This is a genomic window from Mesorhizobium sp. M7D.F.Ca.US.004.01.2.1 (assembly GCF_003997785.1).
Taxonomy (GTDB): Bacteria; Pseudomonadota; Alphaproteobacteria; order Rhizobiales; family Rhizobiaceae; genus Mesorhizobium; species Mesorhizobium loti.
Genome location: NZ_RZRQ01000138.1, coordinates 1 through 15,201, shown reverse-complemented (window position 1 = coordinate 15,201; position 15,201 = coordinate 1). Strand labels below are relative to the sequence as shown.

The window sequence follows — 15,201 nt, the reverse complement described above, 5'->3', positions numbered from 1 at the left end:
GTATCGATGCGCTGAAGGCGATCATCGAAACACGGATGGCCGGCGAGCTCGAAGACCTGACGGTGACGATCGAGCCGGCACAGTTCGGCCTTGTCGACTGGCTTTATCGCAATGGCGACGTCGTTTCGCGAAGCGACAATGATGACGGCAGCGCCACCATCTCGCTCAAGGCCACACAAAGCGCCCGCGAAGAGATCGAAAGCAGATTGCGTCGTAAAAACAACGGGTAATGCAACTTACTTCGCGGTCTTTGCTTCCTGCCAGAGCGTCTCCATCTCGGACAAGGTCGCCTTTTCCAGCGTGTTGCCGGATTTTTCCAGGGCTTGCTCGACATAATGGAAGCGTGAACGGAACTTCTCGTTGGTGCCGCTAAGCGCTGCTTCCGAATCGAGCTTGAGGTGGCGGCCGAGATTGACGACGGCAAACAGCATGTCGCCGAACTCGTCCTTGATCGAGGCGGTGTCGCCCTTGGCCAGCGCCTCGCGCAACTCGCCGATCTCTTCCTCGATCTTGTCGAGAATGGGCGCCGCCTCGCTCCAGTCGAAGCCGACGCGGGCGGCCTTCTCCTGAAGTTTCAGCGCCCGGGTCAGCGCGGGCAGGGCGACCGGCACGCTGTCCAGAAACCCCTTGCCGTTGTCTTCCGGATCGAGACCGCGGGCGAGGCGAGCGCTTCGCTTCTCCGCCTTCTCTTCGGCCTTGATCTTTTCCCACATGCCCTTGGCCATGCCAGCGCTGCGGGCCTTTTCGTCGCCAAAGACATGCGGATGGCGTCGGATCATCTTCGTCGTGATGGCTTGCACCACGTCGGGGAAGGCAAATTCGCCGGCTTCCTCGGCCATTTGCGCATGATAGACGACCTGCAGCAGAAGGTCGCCCAGTTCGTCGCGCAGATCGTCGAGATCGCCGCGCGCGATGGCGTCCGCCACCTCATAGGCTTCCTCGATCGTGTAGGGCGCAATGGTCGAGAAATCCTGTTCGATGTCCCACGGGCAGCCGGTCTTCGGCACGCGCAGCGCCGCCATGATCTCGATCAGGCGCGAAATGTCTTTTGATGGCGTCATACGGTGGATGCTATCGCGCCGCCGCCCGCGCTGCCAACGCTGTCAGCCGGCGAAGGCGCCTTGTCCACAGGTGAGCCCCGTCAGTCGAGGACAGAAACGATCGCCTTGGCGAGTTCGTCCATCCCGTCCTCGGGCAGGCCGGCGACGTTGATGCGGCTGTCGCCGACCATGTAGACGCCGTGCTCGGCGCGCAGCCGCTCGACCTGCGCTTCCGTGAGGCCTAGGCGGGAGAACATGCCGCGATGGCTGGCGACGAAATCGAAACGGTCGGAATTGGACTGCCGGCGCAGCGCCTCGGCGAACTGGACGCGGAGCCTGAGCATGCGCAGGCGCATCTCTTCAAGCTCGGCCTCCCAGTCCGCACGCAAGGCTGCATCTTCCAGCACGATGCGCACCGCGGCAGCACCATGGTCCGGCGGCATCGAATACATGGCGCGCGCCGCCGACAGCATCTGGCTCATCGCCACGTCGGCCTGTGCGCCGTCCCTAGCCAGGACCATCGCCGCGCCGACACGGTCGCGGTAGACGGCGAAATTCTTCGAGCAGCTCGACGCGACGACCATTTCCGGAACTTTTGCCGCCAGCAGGCGCAAGCCGAGGGCGTCGGCCTCAAGGCCATCGCCAAAGCCCTGATAGGCGATGTCGACAAACGGCAGCAGCTCGCGCTCGACGACCAGATCGGCAACGGCTGCCCACTGGGCCGCATCCAGATTGGCGCCGGTCGGGTTGTGGCAGCAGCCATGCAGCAGCACGACGTCGCCGCTGTTTGCCGTCCGCAGCGCTGCCAGCATGTCGTCGAAACGAACGGCGCCCGAGGCGGCATCGAAATAGGGGTATTCGCGGATCTGCAGGCCGGCGGCGCGCATCACCGGCATGTGGTTCGGCCAAGTCGGGTCCGACAGCCAGATGGTTGCATCGGAGCGTGTCCGCTTGAGCAGTTCCGCCACCAGCCGCAGCGCGCCGGAGCCGCCGGGCGCCTGTGCCGCACGGATGCGCGTCATGTCGGCGCCCGGACCAAAGGCGAGCTTGGCCATCACAGTGTTGAATCCGGTATCGCCGGCAAGGCCGAGATAGGTCTTGGTGTCCTGACCCTGCAGCAACCGCTTTTCGGCTTCGCGCACGGCGCGCATGACCGGCGTCTTGCCGTCGCGATCCTTGTAGACGCCGACGCCGAGGTCGACCTTGTCGGGACGCGGGTCGGCGCGATAAAGGCCGATCAGGGCCAGGATCTTGTCGGCGGGGGCGGGCTGCAGGGCTTCAAACATCGAAAATGGTTCCATTGGCGCGGCGGAGTGATACGCAAATCGAACGCATTTCGCCAGCGCTTTTACTATCGCTTCAGCCCGTGCAAAGCTGCCCGAATGCATCGCATCGAGCATTGCCCTAACACTGGCCGGCATCGGGCAGGCTATATGTACGAGAGGGCGGAGCGCCCTACACGTTCCTGTCACATCGGCGTAGTTTGAATAGCGTTTCCAGGACGAAGCATGAGAATGATGGTGTGAAACGACGATGAGCCGGCAAGAAAAATTCGATCTCGCCATCGTCGGAGCCGGCATTGTCGGTCTCGCCCATGCACTCGCCGCAGTCCGTCGTGGTCTCAGCGTCGTCGTCATCGACCGTGACGCCCAGGCCAACGGCGCTTCGGTGCGCAATTTCGGCTTCGTGACCGTCAGTGGCCAGGAACGCGGCCAGGTATGGCGCCGTGCCATGCGATCCCGCGACATCTGGCTGGAGGTGGCCGCGCCCGCCGGCATCGAAGTCATCCAGCGCGGCGTGGTCGTCGTCGCGCGCCGCCCGGAAGCGCGCGCGGTGGTCGAGGCATTTCTTCAAACCGAGATGGGCGAGGGCTGTTTGCTGTTCGAACCTGAAGCGCTTCGCAGCGATTTTCCCGAACTGGCGGGCCAGGATTTTGCCGGCGGCCTGTGGAGCCCGCACGACGTGCGTGTCGAGTCGCGTCAGGCCATCCCGCAGCTTGCGGCCTTCCTCGCCGAAAAGCATGGCGTGGAATTCCGACGCGAAACGGCGGTACACCAGATCGAGCCGCCTGACATCGAGACCAGCCGGGGCCTGGTTTTCGCCGACAAGGTGATCGTCTGCCCTGGTGACGACCTGGCCACGCTTTACCCCGATCGTATCGCGCAATACGGCGTCACCCGCTGCAAATTGCAGATGATGCGCCTTGCCGATCCCGGCTTCCGGTTGCCGGCGGCGGTGATGTCGGATCTTGGGCTGGCGCGTTACAGCGGCTATGCTGCTTTGCCCGAAGCCACCGCCTTGCGACGTCGGCTGGAAGCCGAGCAGGGCGACGCACTCGACAACGGCGTGCATCTGATCGTCGTGCAGAGTGCCGACGGCACGCTGGTGGTCGGCGATTCACATCACTATGCGGTGACGCCGGATCCGTTTGCCTCGGAGCGCGTCGACGAGATCATCCTTGAGGAGTTCAGCGCCGTCTTTGGCGGTCCTCCGCCGCGCGTGCTGGAACGCTGGACCGGCATCTATGCCTCGGCAACCGGTCGCACCATGTTCGCCGACGCGCCGCGGGAGGGCGTACGGCTGGTCATGATCACCAGCGGCACCGGCGCCAGCACCTCGTTCGCGATCGCCGAAGAGGTGGTCGATGAACTTTTCGGTTCAACCACGGCAGACGCCAGGAAGATCGCATGATGGCCACCCCCGGTTTGCTTCGCGCCGTCGTCTTCGACTGGGCCGGCACCGTTGTCGATCACGGCTCGCTGGCGCCGATGGGCGTCTTTGTCGAGGCCTTCGCTGAATTCGGCGTGGCGATCAGCGTCGATGAGGCGAGGGGGCCGATGGGAATGGCCAAGCGCCCGCATATCGCAGCATTGCTGGCCCAGCCCAGGATCGCTGCCGCCTGGACGGAGCAGCACGGTCATATCGCGACGGAGGCCGACATCGACGCAATCTATGATGTGTTCGTGCCGAAGAACCGGGCTGTGGCGGCGCGGTTCTCCGATGTCATTCCCGGTGTTGTCGATGTGGTCAGGGCGCTGCGGAAGCGCGGCCTCAAGATCGGCACCACCACCGGCTACACGCGCGACATCATGGCGGAAATCCTGCCGGTTGCCGCAGCGCAGGGCTTTTCGCCGGATTGCCTGGTGTGCACTGGCGACACGCCCGACGGCAGGCCGACACCGTTCATGCTCTGGAAAGCACTGACCGAACTCGGCGTCTATCCGCCGTGGCTGTGTGTCAAGGTCGACGACACCGAGGTCGGTATCGCCGAGGGTATCAATGCGGGCGCGTGGACCGTCGGCGTGGCGGTGACCGGCAATGTCTTCGGCCACACGCTGGCGGAGACGCAGGCTCTGGCTCCGGATGTGTTCAGGATGAAACGGGCCGAGGCATCGGCCAAGCTCACTGCCGCCGGCGCGCATTTTGTCGTCAAGGGCGTGGCCGATCTGATGCCGGTGATTGCCGCGATTGAAGGCAAGCTGCGGCGCGGCGAAAGGCCTTGATCGTCATTCGACCAAGCGACCATCGGTGGCACCTCAACTGAACGCCTGCCGGTCACGGTAGCGCGACCGTGCCGGTTCATCGGCGTACAGAGCTGCAACTCGATGGCGAGATCATTCAGACGGCGCTATTGCTGGCCAACGAGGTGTGATCGAGGGATAGCTGCCGGATGCTCGTACGTCTGACGATGATCTGCAACGGCGCCACGGCAGCAACCCGGCAAGGGTCGTTTCCGCTGGATGAGCCGCTCGAGCCGCGCTCGATCACCCTTGCGAAGGCGATGAGCGCAACACTGCGTCGCGCCGACCGCGTGTGGACAAGTCCAGCACTTCGCGCACGCCAAAGTGCTGGGGCGCTGTCGTTGGACGCCTCGATCGAACCGCTTCTGGCGGACCAGGACCATGGAAGCTGGGCCGGCAAGCGTTTTGACGAGATCCAGGCCGAGCACCCCGAGGGCATCGCCGCCTGGCTCACCGATCCCGATGCGGCTCCGCATGGTGGCGAGTCGCTGGCCGACGTCGCGAGCAGAGCCTCGAACCTGATGGACGGGTTGATCGCCGAGCGCGGCCACACCGTCGCGATAACCCATGCCAGCGTTGTCCGCACCGCGATCCTACATGTTCTCGGTGCCCCGCTCGCCGCCTGTTGGAAGATCGACATTGAGCCGCTCAGCATCACCGATTTCCGCAGCGACGGGCGCAGATGGGTCTTGCGCGCCTGTGGTGTAACGGCGCCGGAACCGGAGAATCTCCGTCGGGCGTGAAGTCGGTCATGAGGCGAGATCAGAAGCGAACGACGTCCTGCAGCGAACCCGATTAAGAAAATTGGCAGGGCAGGGATTAAATTCCCCACATGCTCCGTAAACAGGACATGAAACCGTCGATGCCACGCTTTGACATCATAGGACAGCTCGGTTCGCTGCGCCGCTACGCGCGCTCGCTGACGCGGAACAGCACGGATGCGGAGGATCTCGTCCACGACGCGCTGGTGCGCGCCTATGAACGGCGTGGCACCTTTCGCTCCGGTGGAAACCTGCGCGCCTGGCTGCTGTCGATCGTCCACAACACCTTCATCGACAAAATGCGGTCGCGCAGGTCTGAAGCCGCGCGCGTCGAACAGGCCGGATATCTTGCCGAGGGCAGCACCCCGGCGCCGCAGGAGCATTCGGTGCGCCTGGCGCAGGTGCGCGAGGCCTTTTTCAGCCTGCCGGAAGAACAGCGTTCAGCGCTGCACCTCGTAGCCATCGAAGGCCTTTCCTACAGCCAAGCCGCCGATGCCAGCGGCGTGCCGCTGGGCACGCTGATGTCGCGCATAGGCAGGGCGCGCGCCGCATTGCGCGAGATGGAGGCGGCTCCCGCAAAGGCGAAAAACCATCTCAAGATCGTTGGAGGCCCGTCATGACCGCAACTGTCGATCCCGTGACGGATATCGACCTCGACGCCTATGTCGACGACCAGGTCGACGTCACCCGCCGCATCGAGGTCGAGGCTTTTCTGTCCGCTCGGCCGGAGGCCGCGGCACGCGTGATGTCGGATCTCAGGACCCGCGATGAACTGCGCGTGGCGCTTGCCGGCTCCAAGGGCATGGCGCGGCCCGCGACTGCCGATGCCGCGCGGCGGCTGGAGAGGGGGCTTGCGCGCGGCCGCATCTTCGGTGTGTTGCAGCGCGCGGCGGCGGTGGCCGCCTTCGTTGCCGCCGGCTGGCTGGCGAACGGCATCATCGGGCCGATGTCGGTGACCAAGGTCGTCGCCTCGCCGCAGCCGCCCGCCTATGTCGACGAAGCGGTGCGGGCCCACAGAACGACGCTGGTGCGCGAGAGCATGCCGTCGCAGCCCGAAGCACCCAATTACAACGCCGGCGAGATTCGCGCCGCGACTGCCATCGTCATGCCGTCGCTGCCGGCGGACTGGAAGGTCCGTGACGTGCAGATCTATCCGTCGCGCTTTGGGCCGAGCGTCGAGATGGCGGTCGAGACGAAAGACATGGGGCTGGTGTCGCTGTTCGCGATCCGGCCCGGAACCTTCGACGTCGTCAAGCCGACCATCGCGCCCTCGGGCGACATTTCCTCGGCCTATTTCCAGATCGGCGAGGTCGCCTATGCGGTGGTCGGACGAAGCGAGGTCCACGACCTCGACCGCGCCGCCGAGACGCTCGCCAAGACGCTTTACTGATCGATCCACGCTGTACTGATCGATCCACGCTGTACTGACCGATCCACAAAGGAGAACACAAATGAACACCCCCAATCTGGGATATCGCGTGGGCGCCGGCGCCCAAACCGGCGCCATCTTCGACGAGGGCCTGCGCCAGCACATGCTGCGCGTCTACAACTACATGGGCGTCGGCCTGGTGGTCACCGGCCTGGTCGCCTTCATGATCTCATCGACGCCGGCGCTCTATGTGCCGATCTTCTCCAGCCCGCTGAAATGGGTGGTGATGCTGGCGCCGCTCGCCTTCGTCATGCTGTTCTCGTTCAAGATGCAGACCATGTCGGCAGCCAGCGCCCAGGCGATGTTCTGGGCCTTCTGCGCGGTCATGGGCCTTTCGCTCGCCTCCGTGTTCCTGGTCTTCACCGGAACCAGCATCGCGCGCACCTTCTTTATCGCCGCCACCATGTTCGGCGCCACCAGCCTCTACGGCTACACGACCAAGCGTGACCTGACCCAGTTCTCGTCGTTCCTGATCATGGGCCTGATCGGTGTGGTGATCGCCAGCATCGTCAACATCTTCCTCGGCTCGACCGCACTGCAGTTCGCCATCTCGGTGATCGGCATTGCCGTATTCATCGGCCTGACCGCCTGGGACACGCAAACGATCAAAGAACAGTATGCCGAGAATTTCGACGCGGAATCGCGCCAGAAGCTCGCCGTCTTCGGTGCCTTCTCGCTCTATCTGAACTTCATCAACATCTTCCAGCTGCTGCTGAACTTCACTGGCGAACGCGAGTAGTCCGGACCGTAGCAGGCAACATTTCGTATCTTGCCGTGGCTGGAGGGAAACCTCCGGCCACGGTTTTTCATTTGAGGCAGCATTTGCCATGCGCGGTGGATCGTTCATCACAGCGGAGTGAGGTGCGATATAGGTCTGCCGCTCTTGAGTTCAGGCGTTGCCCTTTGCTAGCCTGCCGGCCACGCCTGATAGCCGCGAGGACGCATGGAACAAGACAGCCTGACGCTTCACGGTGACGGCATCTCGGCGACCGTCGTCGGGCAGGGCGCTGAACTGGTCTCCCTGCGCGATGCCGACGGCATAGAGTTTCTATGGCAGGCCGGCCCGGAATGGCGGCGTCACTCGCCGCTGCTGTTCCCGATCGTCGGGCGGCTGAAGGGCGACCGGTTGCACCATCAAGGCCAGACCTATCCGATGAGCCAGCACGGCTTCGCGCGCGACAAGCCGTTTGCCTGGGCGCAGAGGGGGCCAAAGTCCTGCACGTTGGTCCTCACCGATGACGCCGACACCCGCGCGCACTACCCCTTCGCCTTTCGCCTGGCGGTGACCTACGCGCTGGACCGCAAGCAACTCAGTGTGAGCTTCGACATCGCCAACACCGGCGACGAGCCGCTGCCGGCATCGATCGGGGCGCACCCGGCGTTCAATTGGCCCTTGCTGCCGGATCTAGCCAAGACGGATTACCGGCTGACCTTTTCCTCCGCCGAGCAAGCGCCGATCCGTCGCCTGAAGGACGGCCTGCTGTTGCCGACGCCGCAGCCAACGCCAGTCGAAGGCAACGTCCTCAAGCTCTCCGAACGGCTGTTTGACGAGGACGCGGTCATTCTGGATCGGCCTGCCAGCACCAGTGTGCGCTACGCCGCCGAGCATGGTCCGGCGATCGAGATGTCGTGGCAAGGAGTTCAGGAATTGGGCATCTGGTCAAAGCCGGGTGGCGCGCCGTTCCTGTGCATCGAACCCTGGCACGGCATTGCAAGCCCAGTTGACTTCGACGGCGATTTTGTCGACAAGCCAAGCCTGATGCTGATCGCGCCCGGTGCGAAGCGCGTGCTGAGCTATCAGATACGGCTGCTATGACGCCCCTGATCAGCAGATCCCGCCACACCGGCAGTGCCCGATGAAGCTGTATTTCAGCCGCAATCCCAATCCTCGGCTCGCGGTCGCGGTGGCACGCTATCTCGACGCGAAAGTCGACTTTGAATTCGCCTCGCCATTCGCTCCGGGGCAAGCGGAGAAATATCGCCCGTTAAATCCCAATCTCTCACTGCCCATCCTTGTGGAAGACGGAGGAAAAAGTCTCTGGGAGGCGGACGCCATAGCCTGCCGGCTCTCGCGCAGTGCGCATTCAGATTTCTGGCGCACCGGCGATGACGAACCCGAGATGATCCGATGGATTAGTTGGGGCAAGGAGCACTTCGCATTCGCTTGCGACACGGTGCATTTCGAACGTGGCACCAAACAGCGTTACGGCATAGGCCCGATCGATCAGGAGCGCGTGGAGGAGGGGCTAAGACATTTCCGCACGGCCGCCGCAATACTCGACGCCGTGCTTTTCGAGCGGCAATGGCTGGTCGGAAATTCGGTTTCCTATGCCGACTTCCGAATGGCGACATTTCTCCCGTTCAACGATGCCGCCAGACTGCCGCTCGACGACTATTCCTCTGTCAGCTGCTGGTATCGTCGGCTTGAAGAGATCGATGCCTGGCGCGACCCTTTCAGGGGACTGGATGCCCCCGAATTGCCGCCGGTGCCGCGAACGGCAGTTGCGGACCAGCGGTGAGGGGCGCGCGAAGCACCGCGCAGGAGGCCTAGGGCAATGACGTGCGGGAGATCGGATGAAAATCTATGTTCTGAGCGTGCTGGAGGGACAGGAATGGGTCCTTCCCCGTCAGGCGGACGACTACGAGCTGTTCTCGGCGCTCGGTGGCCAGAAGCAGACACGATGGCATCCGCCCCGGATGAAATTCCTGCGCGAGCATGACGACGGAACGCTCCGCCACTATTCAGATTTTCCATGGCTTGGTGAGCATGTGCTCATCGTGCGGGCGAGGCGTTGACGTTGCTGCGGTCAATCCTCGAACCGTACGGTGAATTCCTGCCGCTTCGTTCTGACGAGGCCATATCGCTCTTCAATGTCACCACCGTGGTCGATGCGCTTGACGAAGAACGCTCAAAGATCGTTCGCTTTGACGATGGCGGCATAATGGCGATCGAAGGCCTCGTCCTTCGACCGGGCGCAATTGGCGGCGCCGAGATATTCACGCTGCCAGAGCGTGCCGGTGGCGTGCGAATATACGATATCTATCTGCAGGAGACGATCGTGCGCCGGATCGGGGGATTGGGGCTCAAAGGCATTGCTTTCAACATGGTCTGGAGCGACGAACCGGTCGGACAAGACAAGATCGAATACCCAGGTGTGGAAAAGGGCATTTCAACCACAAGCTCGCTCAAGCGCTTTTGGGCCGGTCTACGGCGAAGAGCAGGGCTGTGATGTCAAACCTGCCGGACGGCACGATGCCGCCGACATGCGGCATCTCGCTCGCCCGCGCATCGGGCTCGAATAGCCGTGGCGTTCGCCGTGCACTCGTCGCGCCAGTCGATATGGGCGTCGATCTGCAGGATCCAGACTGGCTCGTGATCCGTAAAGCCGGCGAGGAAGGGAATGGTCGCCGAACATCGGATTGAGGGTGGCAAGCTCGCTGAGCATTGGGACATGTTACAGGCGTTCGCTTCCTCACGGACGCTGCCTGATGACATGAGAGGGTGCCAGACCCGTTAGCCTACGATTCGACCGGAGGCGCATCCACATCAGAAAGTCGCATAAGATAGATTATGGAACTAACGCATCGGCCAAGAACTGGAAATTCCCGCTGATTTTCATAGGCTTGAGCCGATTGTGGCGTATTGCCTTGAGCGGATAGCCAACGCTAGGCTGTTGAAATGACGAGAGCAAGCAGCCAGATCGAAGCGGCGATCGACGTGTTCGTGCATGGCTACAGCGCCGACAGAAGCCGCACGTTTCCTTACGAGGCTAGCCGCGTCGGACCGTTGTGGCTGATGTGCGACGCCGAGCGCAAGAATCCTCGCGACTACCGTGGCGAGGAATGGGTCGTCCATGACGTCGACGCTCAAGAGGCCGATGCCATTGTGCGGCAGCATGCACGGCCGGGCTTTGCCATTTCCGTTGTGGTCGCGAACGAGGATCCGGATGGGCCGACACGAACCGCCTACAAAGCTCTTGGCTACCGGCTGCTTCGGACCGAAGGCTTTTTCGTCCACCGATTGCGCCAGATTCCGAGCCCGCCAGCGGTTGCTGTTGCTTCGGTCGAACGCGTACAGACAGCCGAACGGGCGGCACAGTTGGGAAAGATCATCCGCAGGCAGCCGATCGCGGACGATTTGCTCGGCGACAGCGCGCCGTTCCGCCAGTATGTGGCAGTCGATGGCGCCGATATTGTTGGGCGCGTGCGCAGCCTGGATGCCGTGGGAGCCACGTGGTGTTCGAGCATGTATGTCGAGCCTTCGCACCGACGTCGCGGTATTGGCCAGGCTTTGATGTCGAAAATGTTGCACGACGATCGGGCGCGGGGGTCGAGGTACTCGGTGCTGGCTGCAACCCACGCCGGGGCGCTGCTCTATCCCCGGATGGGCTACGAGCGGATCGGGACGCTGCTGATATTTGCGCTAAGGAGCCGAAAGCCCTCATGAAGGTCTATTCGCATCACGCTGATTCATAAGGGATTTCAATCACCATGCCGTCATAGGCGGGTTCGACATTGGCTGGCGTCTCGGCCATCACCGTAGCGTAGTCGAGCGGTACATGCATATGCGTCAGCACGGCGTGTCCTGGCGCTAGCCGCTCGATCCATTCAAGCGCCTCGCCAAGTGACAAATGACTTGGGTGCGTCCGGTACTGCAGCGCGTCGATGACAAGCTCGTCGAGGTCGCGCAGCCGTTCGGCGGTGGCCTCCGGAAAGCCACTGATGTCAGGACAATAAGCGAGCCCGCCGATGCGGAAGCCGAGCGATATGATGTCACCGTGGATTTGCGGCAACGGCTCGAGGGTGAGGGCACCCCCCTCTCCTTCGATGACCACCGGCCTGGCGTGGTCGATGAGATGCGGCCGGACGATCGGCGGATAGGAACTGCCTTGTGGCGTCTCGAAACAATATCCGAACGCCTCCCGCAGCCGAAGCATTGTTGCGCTGTCAGCGTGGACCTCGATCAGCTGGCGCCGATCGAGGACGAAACCGCGCAGATCGTCGATGCCGTGTATATGGTCGGCGTGCGGGTGCGTATAGACGACCGCGTCGATGCGTTTGACGCAAGCCAGCAGCATCTGCTGACGAAAATCCGGTCCGGTGTCGATGACAACAGTCGTGCGGCTGCCATTCGCCGCGATCCGCTCGACGAGCGCGGCGGCGCGCGTGCGCCGGTTCTTCGGATTGTCCGGGTCGCAATTGCCCCAGTCGCCGGTGATGCGCGGCGTACCTGGCGACGAGCCACAGCCGAGAATGGTGAGGCGCAGCCGGTCAGTCATCGTTCAGCAGGTCGCGGCATCTTGCCGAACAGGCGGAAGAAATTGTTCGTCGTCAAATCAGCGATTTCAGCCTCGCTGACGCCGATTGTTTCGGCCAGCACCCTGGCGGTATGGGCGACATAGGCCGGCTCGTTGCGCTTGCCGCGAAATGGCATGGGCGCCAGATAGGGCGCGTCGGTTTCGACCAGCAGGCGGTCATGCGGCACATCGGCGGCGATGGCACGCAACTCAGCTGAATTCTTGAAGGTCAGGATGCCCGAAAAGGACACATAGCCGCCGAGCGCGACACCGATTTCGGCAAGCCGACGCCCCGAAGAAAAGCAATGCAGGATGAAGGGGAAGGCGCCCTTCCCTGTTTCGTTCTCGAGAATATCAGCCATATCGGCATCGGCATCGCGCGAATGGATGACCAGCGGCAGCCCCGTCTCGCGTGCGGCGGCGATGTGATTGCGAAACCCTTGCGCCTGAGCGTCGCGTGGCGCCTTGTCGTAGAAATAGTCGAGACCGGCCTCGCCGATCGCCACCACCTTCGGGTGGGCAGCCAGCCGCACCAGATCGGCTGACGTCACGTCCAGCTCTTCCGCGGCATTGTGCGGATGGGTGCCGACCGAACAGTATACTTCATCGAAAGTGTCTGCGATTTCAATGATTTGCTGAAACCGCTTCACGCGGGTCGAGATCGTCACCATGCGGCCGATTCCGGCCGCCTTGGCGCGGGCGACAATAGCCGCCCGCTCCTCGGCGAAATCTGGAAAATCCAGATGGCAGTGGCTGTCGACGAGCATCAGACGTTCGCGTCCGGCTGTTCGACGTAACGCGGAAACACCCCTTCCGGCACGGGCAACGCAGTGCCCGGCGCCAGCGCATGGTCCGCGTGGACATGCGCGAAATCGCGCCTGTCCGCCGGGACCGCCAGCAGATCGAGCAGTTTGTTGGCCGAGCCCGGGACGAAGGGCTGACACAGCACCGCCACGCGACGCACGACTTCGGCCGTCGTCCACAACACGGTTTCCATCCGCTCCGGATTGGTCTTCTTCAGTGCCCATGGTGCCTCGCCGGCGAAGTAGCGATCGGCTTCCGCCACCACGCCGAAGATCGCTGCCAGCGCCAGATGGATGCCCTGCTCGGCCATCGCCTTGCGCGCCGTATCGAGAGCGGCGACGGCCTGGTCCAGGATCGCGCTGTCGGCATCCGTCAGGTCGCCGCGTTGCGGCACCACGCCGCCGCAGTTCTTGGCGATCATCGACAGCGAGCGCTGTGCCAGATTGCCAAGACCATTGGCAAGGTCGGCATTGGTACGGTTGACGATCGCTTCATGGCTGTAGCTGCCGTCGTTGCCGAACGGCACCTCGCGCAGGAAGAAATACCGCACCTGGTCGAGGCCGTAGTGCTCGACCATCGCGAATGGATCGACGACGTTGCCAACCGATTTCGACATTTTCTCGCCGCGGTTGAACAGGAAGCCATGCGCGAAAACGCGCTTTGGCAACTCGATACCGGCCGACATCAGAAAGGCTGGCCAATAGACCGCATGGAAGCGGACAATGTCCTTGCCGATGATGTGCGTGGCCGGCCAATAGCGCCACTGCTCGGCCTTTGTGTCGGGATAGCCGGCGGCGGTGATGTAATTGGTCAGGGCGTCGACCCAGACATACATCACATGCTTGTCGTCGCCCGGCACCGGCACGCCCCATTTGAAGGTCGTGCGCGAAATCGACAGATCCTTCAGCCCGGACTTGACGAAGCTGAGCACCTCGTTGCGGCGCTCAGTCGGGCCGACGAAGTCGGGCTGGCTGTCAAAAAGGGCCAGCAATTTGTCCTGATAGGCCGAAAGCCTGAAGAAGTAGCTTTCTTCCTCGTTCCATTCGACGGGCGAGCCAAGCGGTTCGCGACGCACGCCATCCTCGTCGACTGTCGTCTCGCCTTCGTCGAAATAGGCTTCCTGGCGGACCGAGTACCAGCCGCTATAGCGGTCGAGATAGATGTCGCCATTGGCGGCCATCGCTTTCCAGATTGCCTGGCAGGATTCATAGTGCCGCGGCTCCGTCGTGCGAATGTACTCGTCATTCGAACCGCCCATCGCCTCGGTCATCGCGCGGAAAATCGCCGAATTGCGGTCGGCCAGCGCCAGTGGCGTTATGCCTTCCTTCTCGGCCGTCTGCTGCATCTTGAGGCCATGTTCGTCGGTGCCGGTCAGGAAGAACACGTCCTTGCCGTCCAGGCGCTGGAAGCGAGCCAGCGCGTCGGTAGCAATAACCGTATAGGCGTGACCGATATGCGGCTTGCCGTTCGGATAAAAGATCGGGGTGGTGATGTAGAATGTGTCGCGTGACATGAATGAACCGTCATGAATGTCTGAATGGAAAGGCGTGGCGGTGGATATCGCATCGGGACAGTGATTGCCATCCCGAGGCCAATGCATGCCGCCCAAAAGTGGCCCCGGTTTTGGGGGCAACGGCATGCATAGAAAAGGCCGTCACATTCGCATTGCAGAATTCAGGCGGTCGATCATGGTCAGGGCGTGCTGCTTCTTGTCGAGATTGTAGGTGTCGGTCTCAGATATAGCGTCCAGGGCCTCATGCCAAGTCCCGACCTTGGTCGTGTCGCCGGAGCCAGCGCTGCTTCGATGACACCAGCCGAGCGCCTATTGTTGGGCCGTTGCAAAGGTAGGTCGCGATCCGTAGTTTCGCAGCAATGCAAAAGGCAGACCGGCATGGCCACGACCACACAATATGATCCGCGACAGAACCTTGATGTGCGCTTGCGTCAGGCCGGCGCCAGCAAAACCGTTTACGCCCTCGTCACTCCCGAAATGGAAACAGTGAAGGCCGAGTTGCTTGGCAGTAGCGGGGGAAATGGCCCCGATCCGATCCGCGCCGCCTATCTCGATCAGTTTCGCCATGCCTGGACCGGAAAGCAGAACGCACTGCACAGGAGGTTCTTCGACACCTGGCTCAGTTGGGCGAAGCCGATGGCGCCAGTGGACGCGGCTGACTTTCCATTCAGCTATCCGACCGCCGGTGCAAGCGAGCCGCTTTTTCATCTGATTGCGGACTATGGCAACCGCGCTCGCGTCGAGAGGTTTTCACCTCGGCTTGTAATCTTTCGCGGCGAATATGAGGGTTACAAAGCCTATGCGGAAGCCTGCAGCGTTCCAGTCGCGGAATATGA

General features: G+C 62.6%; 17 protein-coding genes and 3 pseudogenes. 13 read left to right on the top strand and 7 right to left on the bottom strand.

Annotated features, from left to right (window positions below; all coding sequences use genetic code 11):
• A pseudogene (locus EN993_RS19230) lies at nt 1-230 on the top strand (GTPase HflX); the annotation flags it as partial.
• A gap of 6 nt (nt 231-236) precedes the next feature.
• Here the strand turns inward: EN993_RS19230 and mazG are convergent.
• Nucleotides 237-1,061 carry a nucleoside triphosphate pyrophosphohydrolase gene (mazG, locus tag EN993_RS19225; protein WP_109671311.1) on the bottom strand — a complete coding sequence of 275 codons (825 nt, stop codon included), beginning with the start codon at nt 1,059-1,061 and terminating at the stop codon, nt 237-239.
• 80 nt (nt 1,062-1,141) lie between these two features.
• Nucleotides 1,142-2,326: an amino acid aminotransferase gene (locus tag EN993_RS19220; RefSeq protein ID WP_109671340.1), complete on the bottom strand. Its 1,185-nt coding sequence runs from the start codon at nt 2,324-2,326 to the stop codon at nt 1,142-1,144.
• A 247-nt stretch (nt 2,327-2,573) separates the two neighbouring features.
• Here EN993_RS19220 and EN993_RS19215 point away from each other — a divergent pair, with 247 nt between their 5' ends.
• The 10 genes from EN993_RS19215 (at nt 2,574) to EN993_RS19175 (ending at nt 9,981) form a co-directional block, all read left to right on the top strand.
• Nucleotides 2,574-3,731, top strand: a complete 1,158-nt coding sequence (locus EN993_RS19215; protein WP_109671310.1) for a TIGR03364 family FAD-dependent oxidoreductase — start codon at nt 2,574-2,576, stop codon at nt 3,729-3,731.
• Complete coding sequence (phnX, locus tag EN993_RS19210; protein ID WP_109671309.1) at nt 3,728-4,543, top strand: phosphonoacetaldehyde hydrolase; 816 nt, start codon at nt 3,728-3,730, stop codon at nt 4,541-4,543. The genes EN993_RS19215 and phnX overlap by 4 nt, the downstream gene beginning before the upstream one ends.
• A 167-nt stretch (nt 4,544-4,710) precedes the next feature.
• Nucleotides 4,711-5,304 (top strand): histidine phosphatase family protein, encoded by a 594-nt coding sequence (locus tag EN993_RS19205; protein WP_109671308.1) that lies wholly within the window; start codon nt 4,711-4,713, stop codon nt 5,302-5,304.
• A 119-nt stretch (nt 5,305-5,423) separates the two neighbouring features.
• Entirely contained in the window at nt 5,424-5,942 is a 519-nt protein-coding gene (locus EN993_RS19200) for a sigma-70 family RNA polymerase sigma factor (RefSeq protein ID WP_245468911.1), read from the top strand.
• The gene (locus EN993_RS19195) at nt 5,939-6,712 is read left to right on the top strand and encodes an anti-sigma factor (RefSeq protein ID WP_126069156.1); all 774 of its coding nucleotides are present in this window, start codon (nt 5,939-5,941) and stop codon (nt 6,710-6,712) included. The genes EN993_RS19200 and EN993_RS19195 overlap by 4 nt, the downstream gene beginning before the upstream one ends.
• A gap of 61 nt (nt 6,713-6,773) precedes the next feature.
• Entirely contained in the window at nt 6,774-7,490 is a 717-nt protein-coding gene (locus EN993_RS19190) for a Bax inhibitor-1/YccA family protein (protein ID WP_023812012.1), read from the top strand.
• Nucleotides 7,491-7,694: 204 nt separating this feature from the next.
• The gene (locus EN993_RS19185) at nt 7,695-8,567 is read left to right on the top strand and encodes an aldose 1-epimerase family protein (RefSeq protein WP_127264546.1); all 873 of its coding nucleotides are present in this window, start codon (nt 7,695-7,697) and stop codon (nt 8,565-8,567) included.
• Nucleotides 8,568-8,607: 40 nt separating this feature from the next.
• The gene (locus tag EN993_RS19180; protein ID WP_127264545.1) at nt 8,608-9,270 is read left to right on the top strand and encodes a glutathione S-transferase family protein; all 663 of its coding nucleotides are present in this window, start codon (nt 8,608-8,610) and stop codon (nt 9,268-9,270) included.
• Nucleotides 9,271-9,325: 55 nt separating this feature from the next.
• Complete coding sequence (locus tag EN993_RS37850) at nt 9,326-9,547, top strand: hypothetical protein (RefSeq protein ID WP_245468909.1); 222 nt, start codon at nt 9,326-9,328, stop codon at nt 9,545-9,547.
• Nucleotides 9,544-9,981, top strand: a complete 438-nt coding sequence (locus EN993_RS19175) for a DUF1629 domain-containing protein (RefSeq protein ID WP_245468907.1) — start codon at nt 9,544-9,546, stop codon at nt 9,979-9,981. The genes EN993_RS37850 and EN993_RS19175 overlap by 4 nt, the downstream gene beginning before the upstream one ends.
• Before the next feature lie 19 nt (nt 9,982-10,000).
• On the opposite strand, the pseudogene EN993_RS37845 reads toward EN993_RS19175, so the two are convergent.
• Nucleotides 10,001-10,166, bottom strand: a pseudogene (locus EN993_RS37845) (arginase family protein); the annotation flags it as partial.
• 303 nt (nt 10,167-10,469) lie between these two features.
• On the opposite strand from EN993_RS37845, the gene EN993_RS19165 reads away from it, so the two are divergent.
• Nucleotides 10,470-11,198 (top strand): GNAT family N-acetyltransferase, encoded by a 729-nt coding sequence (locus EN993_RS19165; RefSeq protein ID WP_245468906.1) that lies wholly within the window; start codon nt 10,470-10,472, stop codon nt 11,196-11,198.
• Nucleotides 11,199-11,211: 13 nt separating this feature from the next.
• Here the strand turns inward: EN993_RS19165 and EN993_RS19160 are convergent, their stop codons facing one another.
• The 4 genes and pseudogenes from EN993_RS19160 to EN993_RS38450 all read right to left on the bottom strand — a co-directional run.
• Nucleotides 11,212-12,030, bottom strand: a complete 819-nt coding sequence (locus tag EN993_RS19160; RefSeq protein WP_109671300.1) for an MBL fold metallo-hydrolase — start codon at nt 12,028-12,030, stop codon at nt 11,212-11,214.
• On the bottom strand, nt 12,027-12,815 hold the full coding sequence (locus EN993_RS19155; protein ID WP_109671299.1) for a TatD family hydrolase: 789 nt from the start codon (nt 12,813-12,815) through the stop codon (nt 12,027-12,029). Before EN993_RS19155 ends, EN993_RS19160 begins: the two co-directional genes overlap by 4 nt.
• The gene (gene metG, locus EN993_RS19150) at nt 12,815-14,365 is read right to left on the bottom strand and encodes a methionine--tRNA ligase (RefSeq protein WP_109671298.1); all 1,551 of its coding nucleotides are present in this window, start codon (nt 14,363-14,365) and stop codon (nt 12,815-12,817) included. The genes EN993_RS19155 and metG overlap by 1 nt, the downstream gene beginning before the upstream one ends.
• A 141-nt stretch (nt 14,366-14,506) precedes the next feature.
• A pseudogene (locus EN993_RS38450) lies at nt 14,507-14,617 on the bottom strand (DNA polymerase III subunit delta'); the annotation flags it as partial.
• 126 nt (nt 14,618-14,743) lie between these two features.
• Here EN993_RS38450 and EN993_RS19140 point away from each other — a divergent pair.
• Nucleotides 14,744-15,201 (top strand): hypothetical protein (locus EN993_RS19140; RefSeq protein WP_164757718.1); only part of this gene is annotated, 458 nt, incomplete at its 3' end.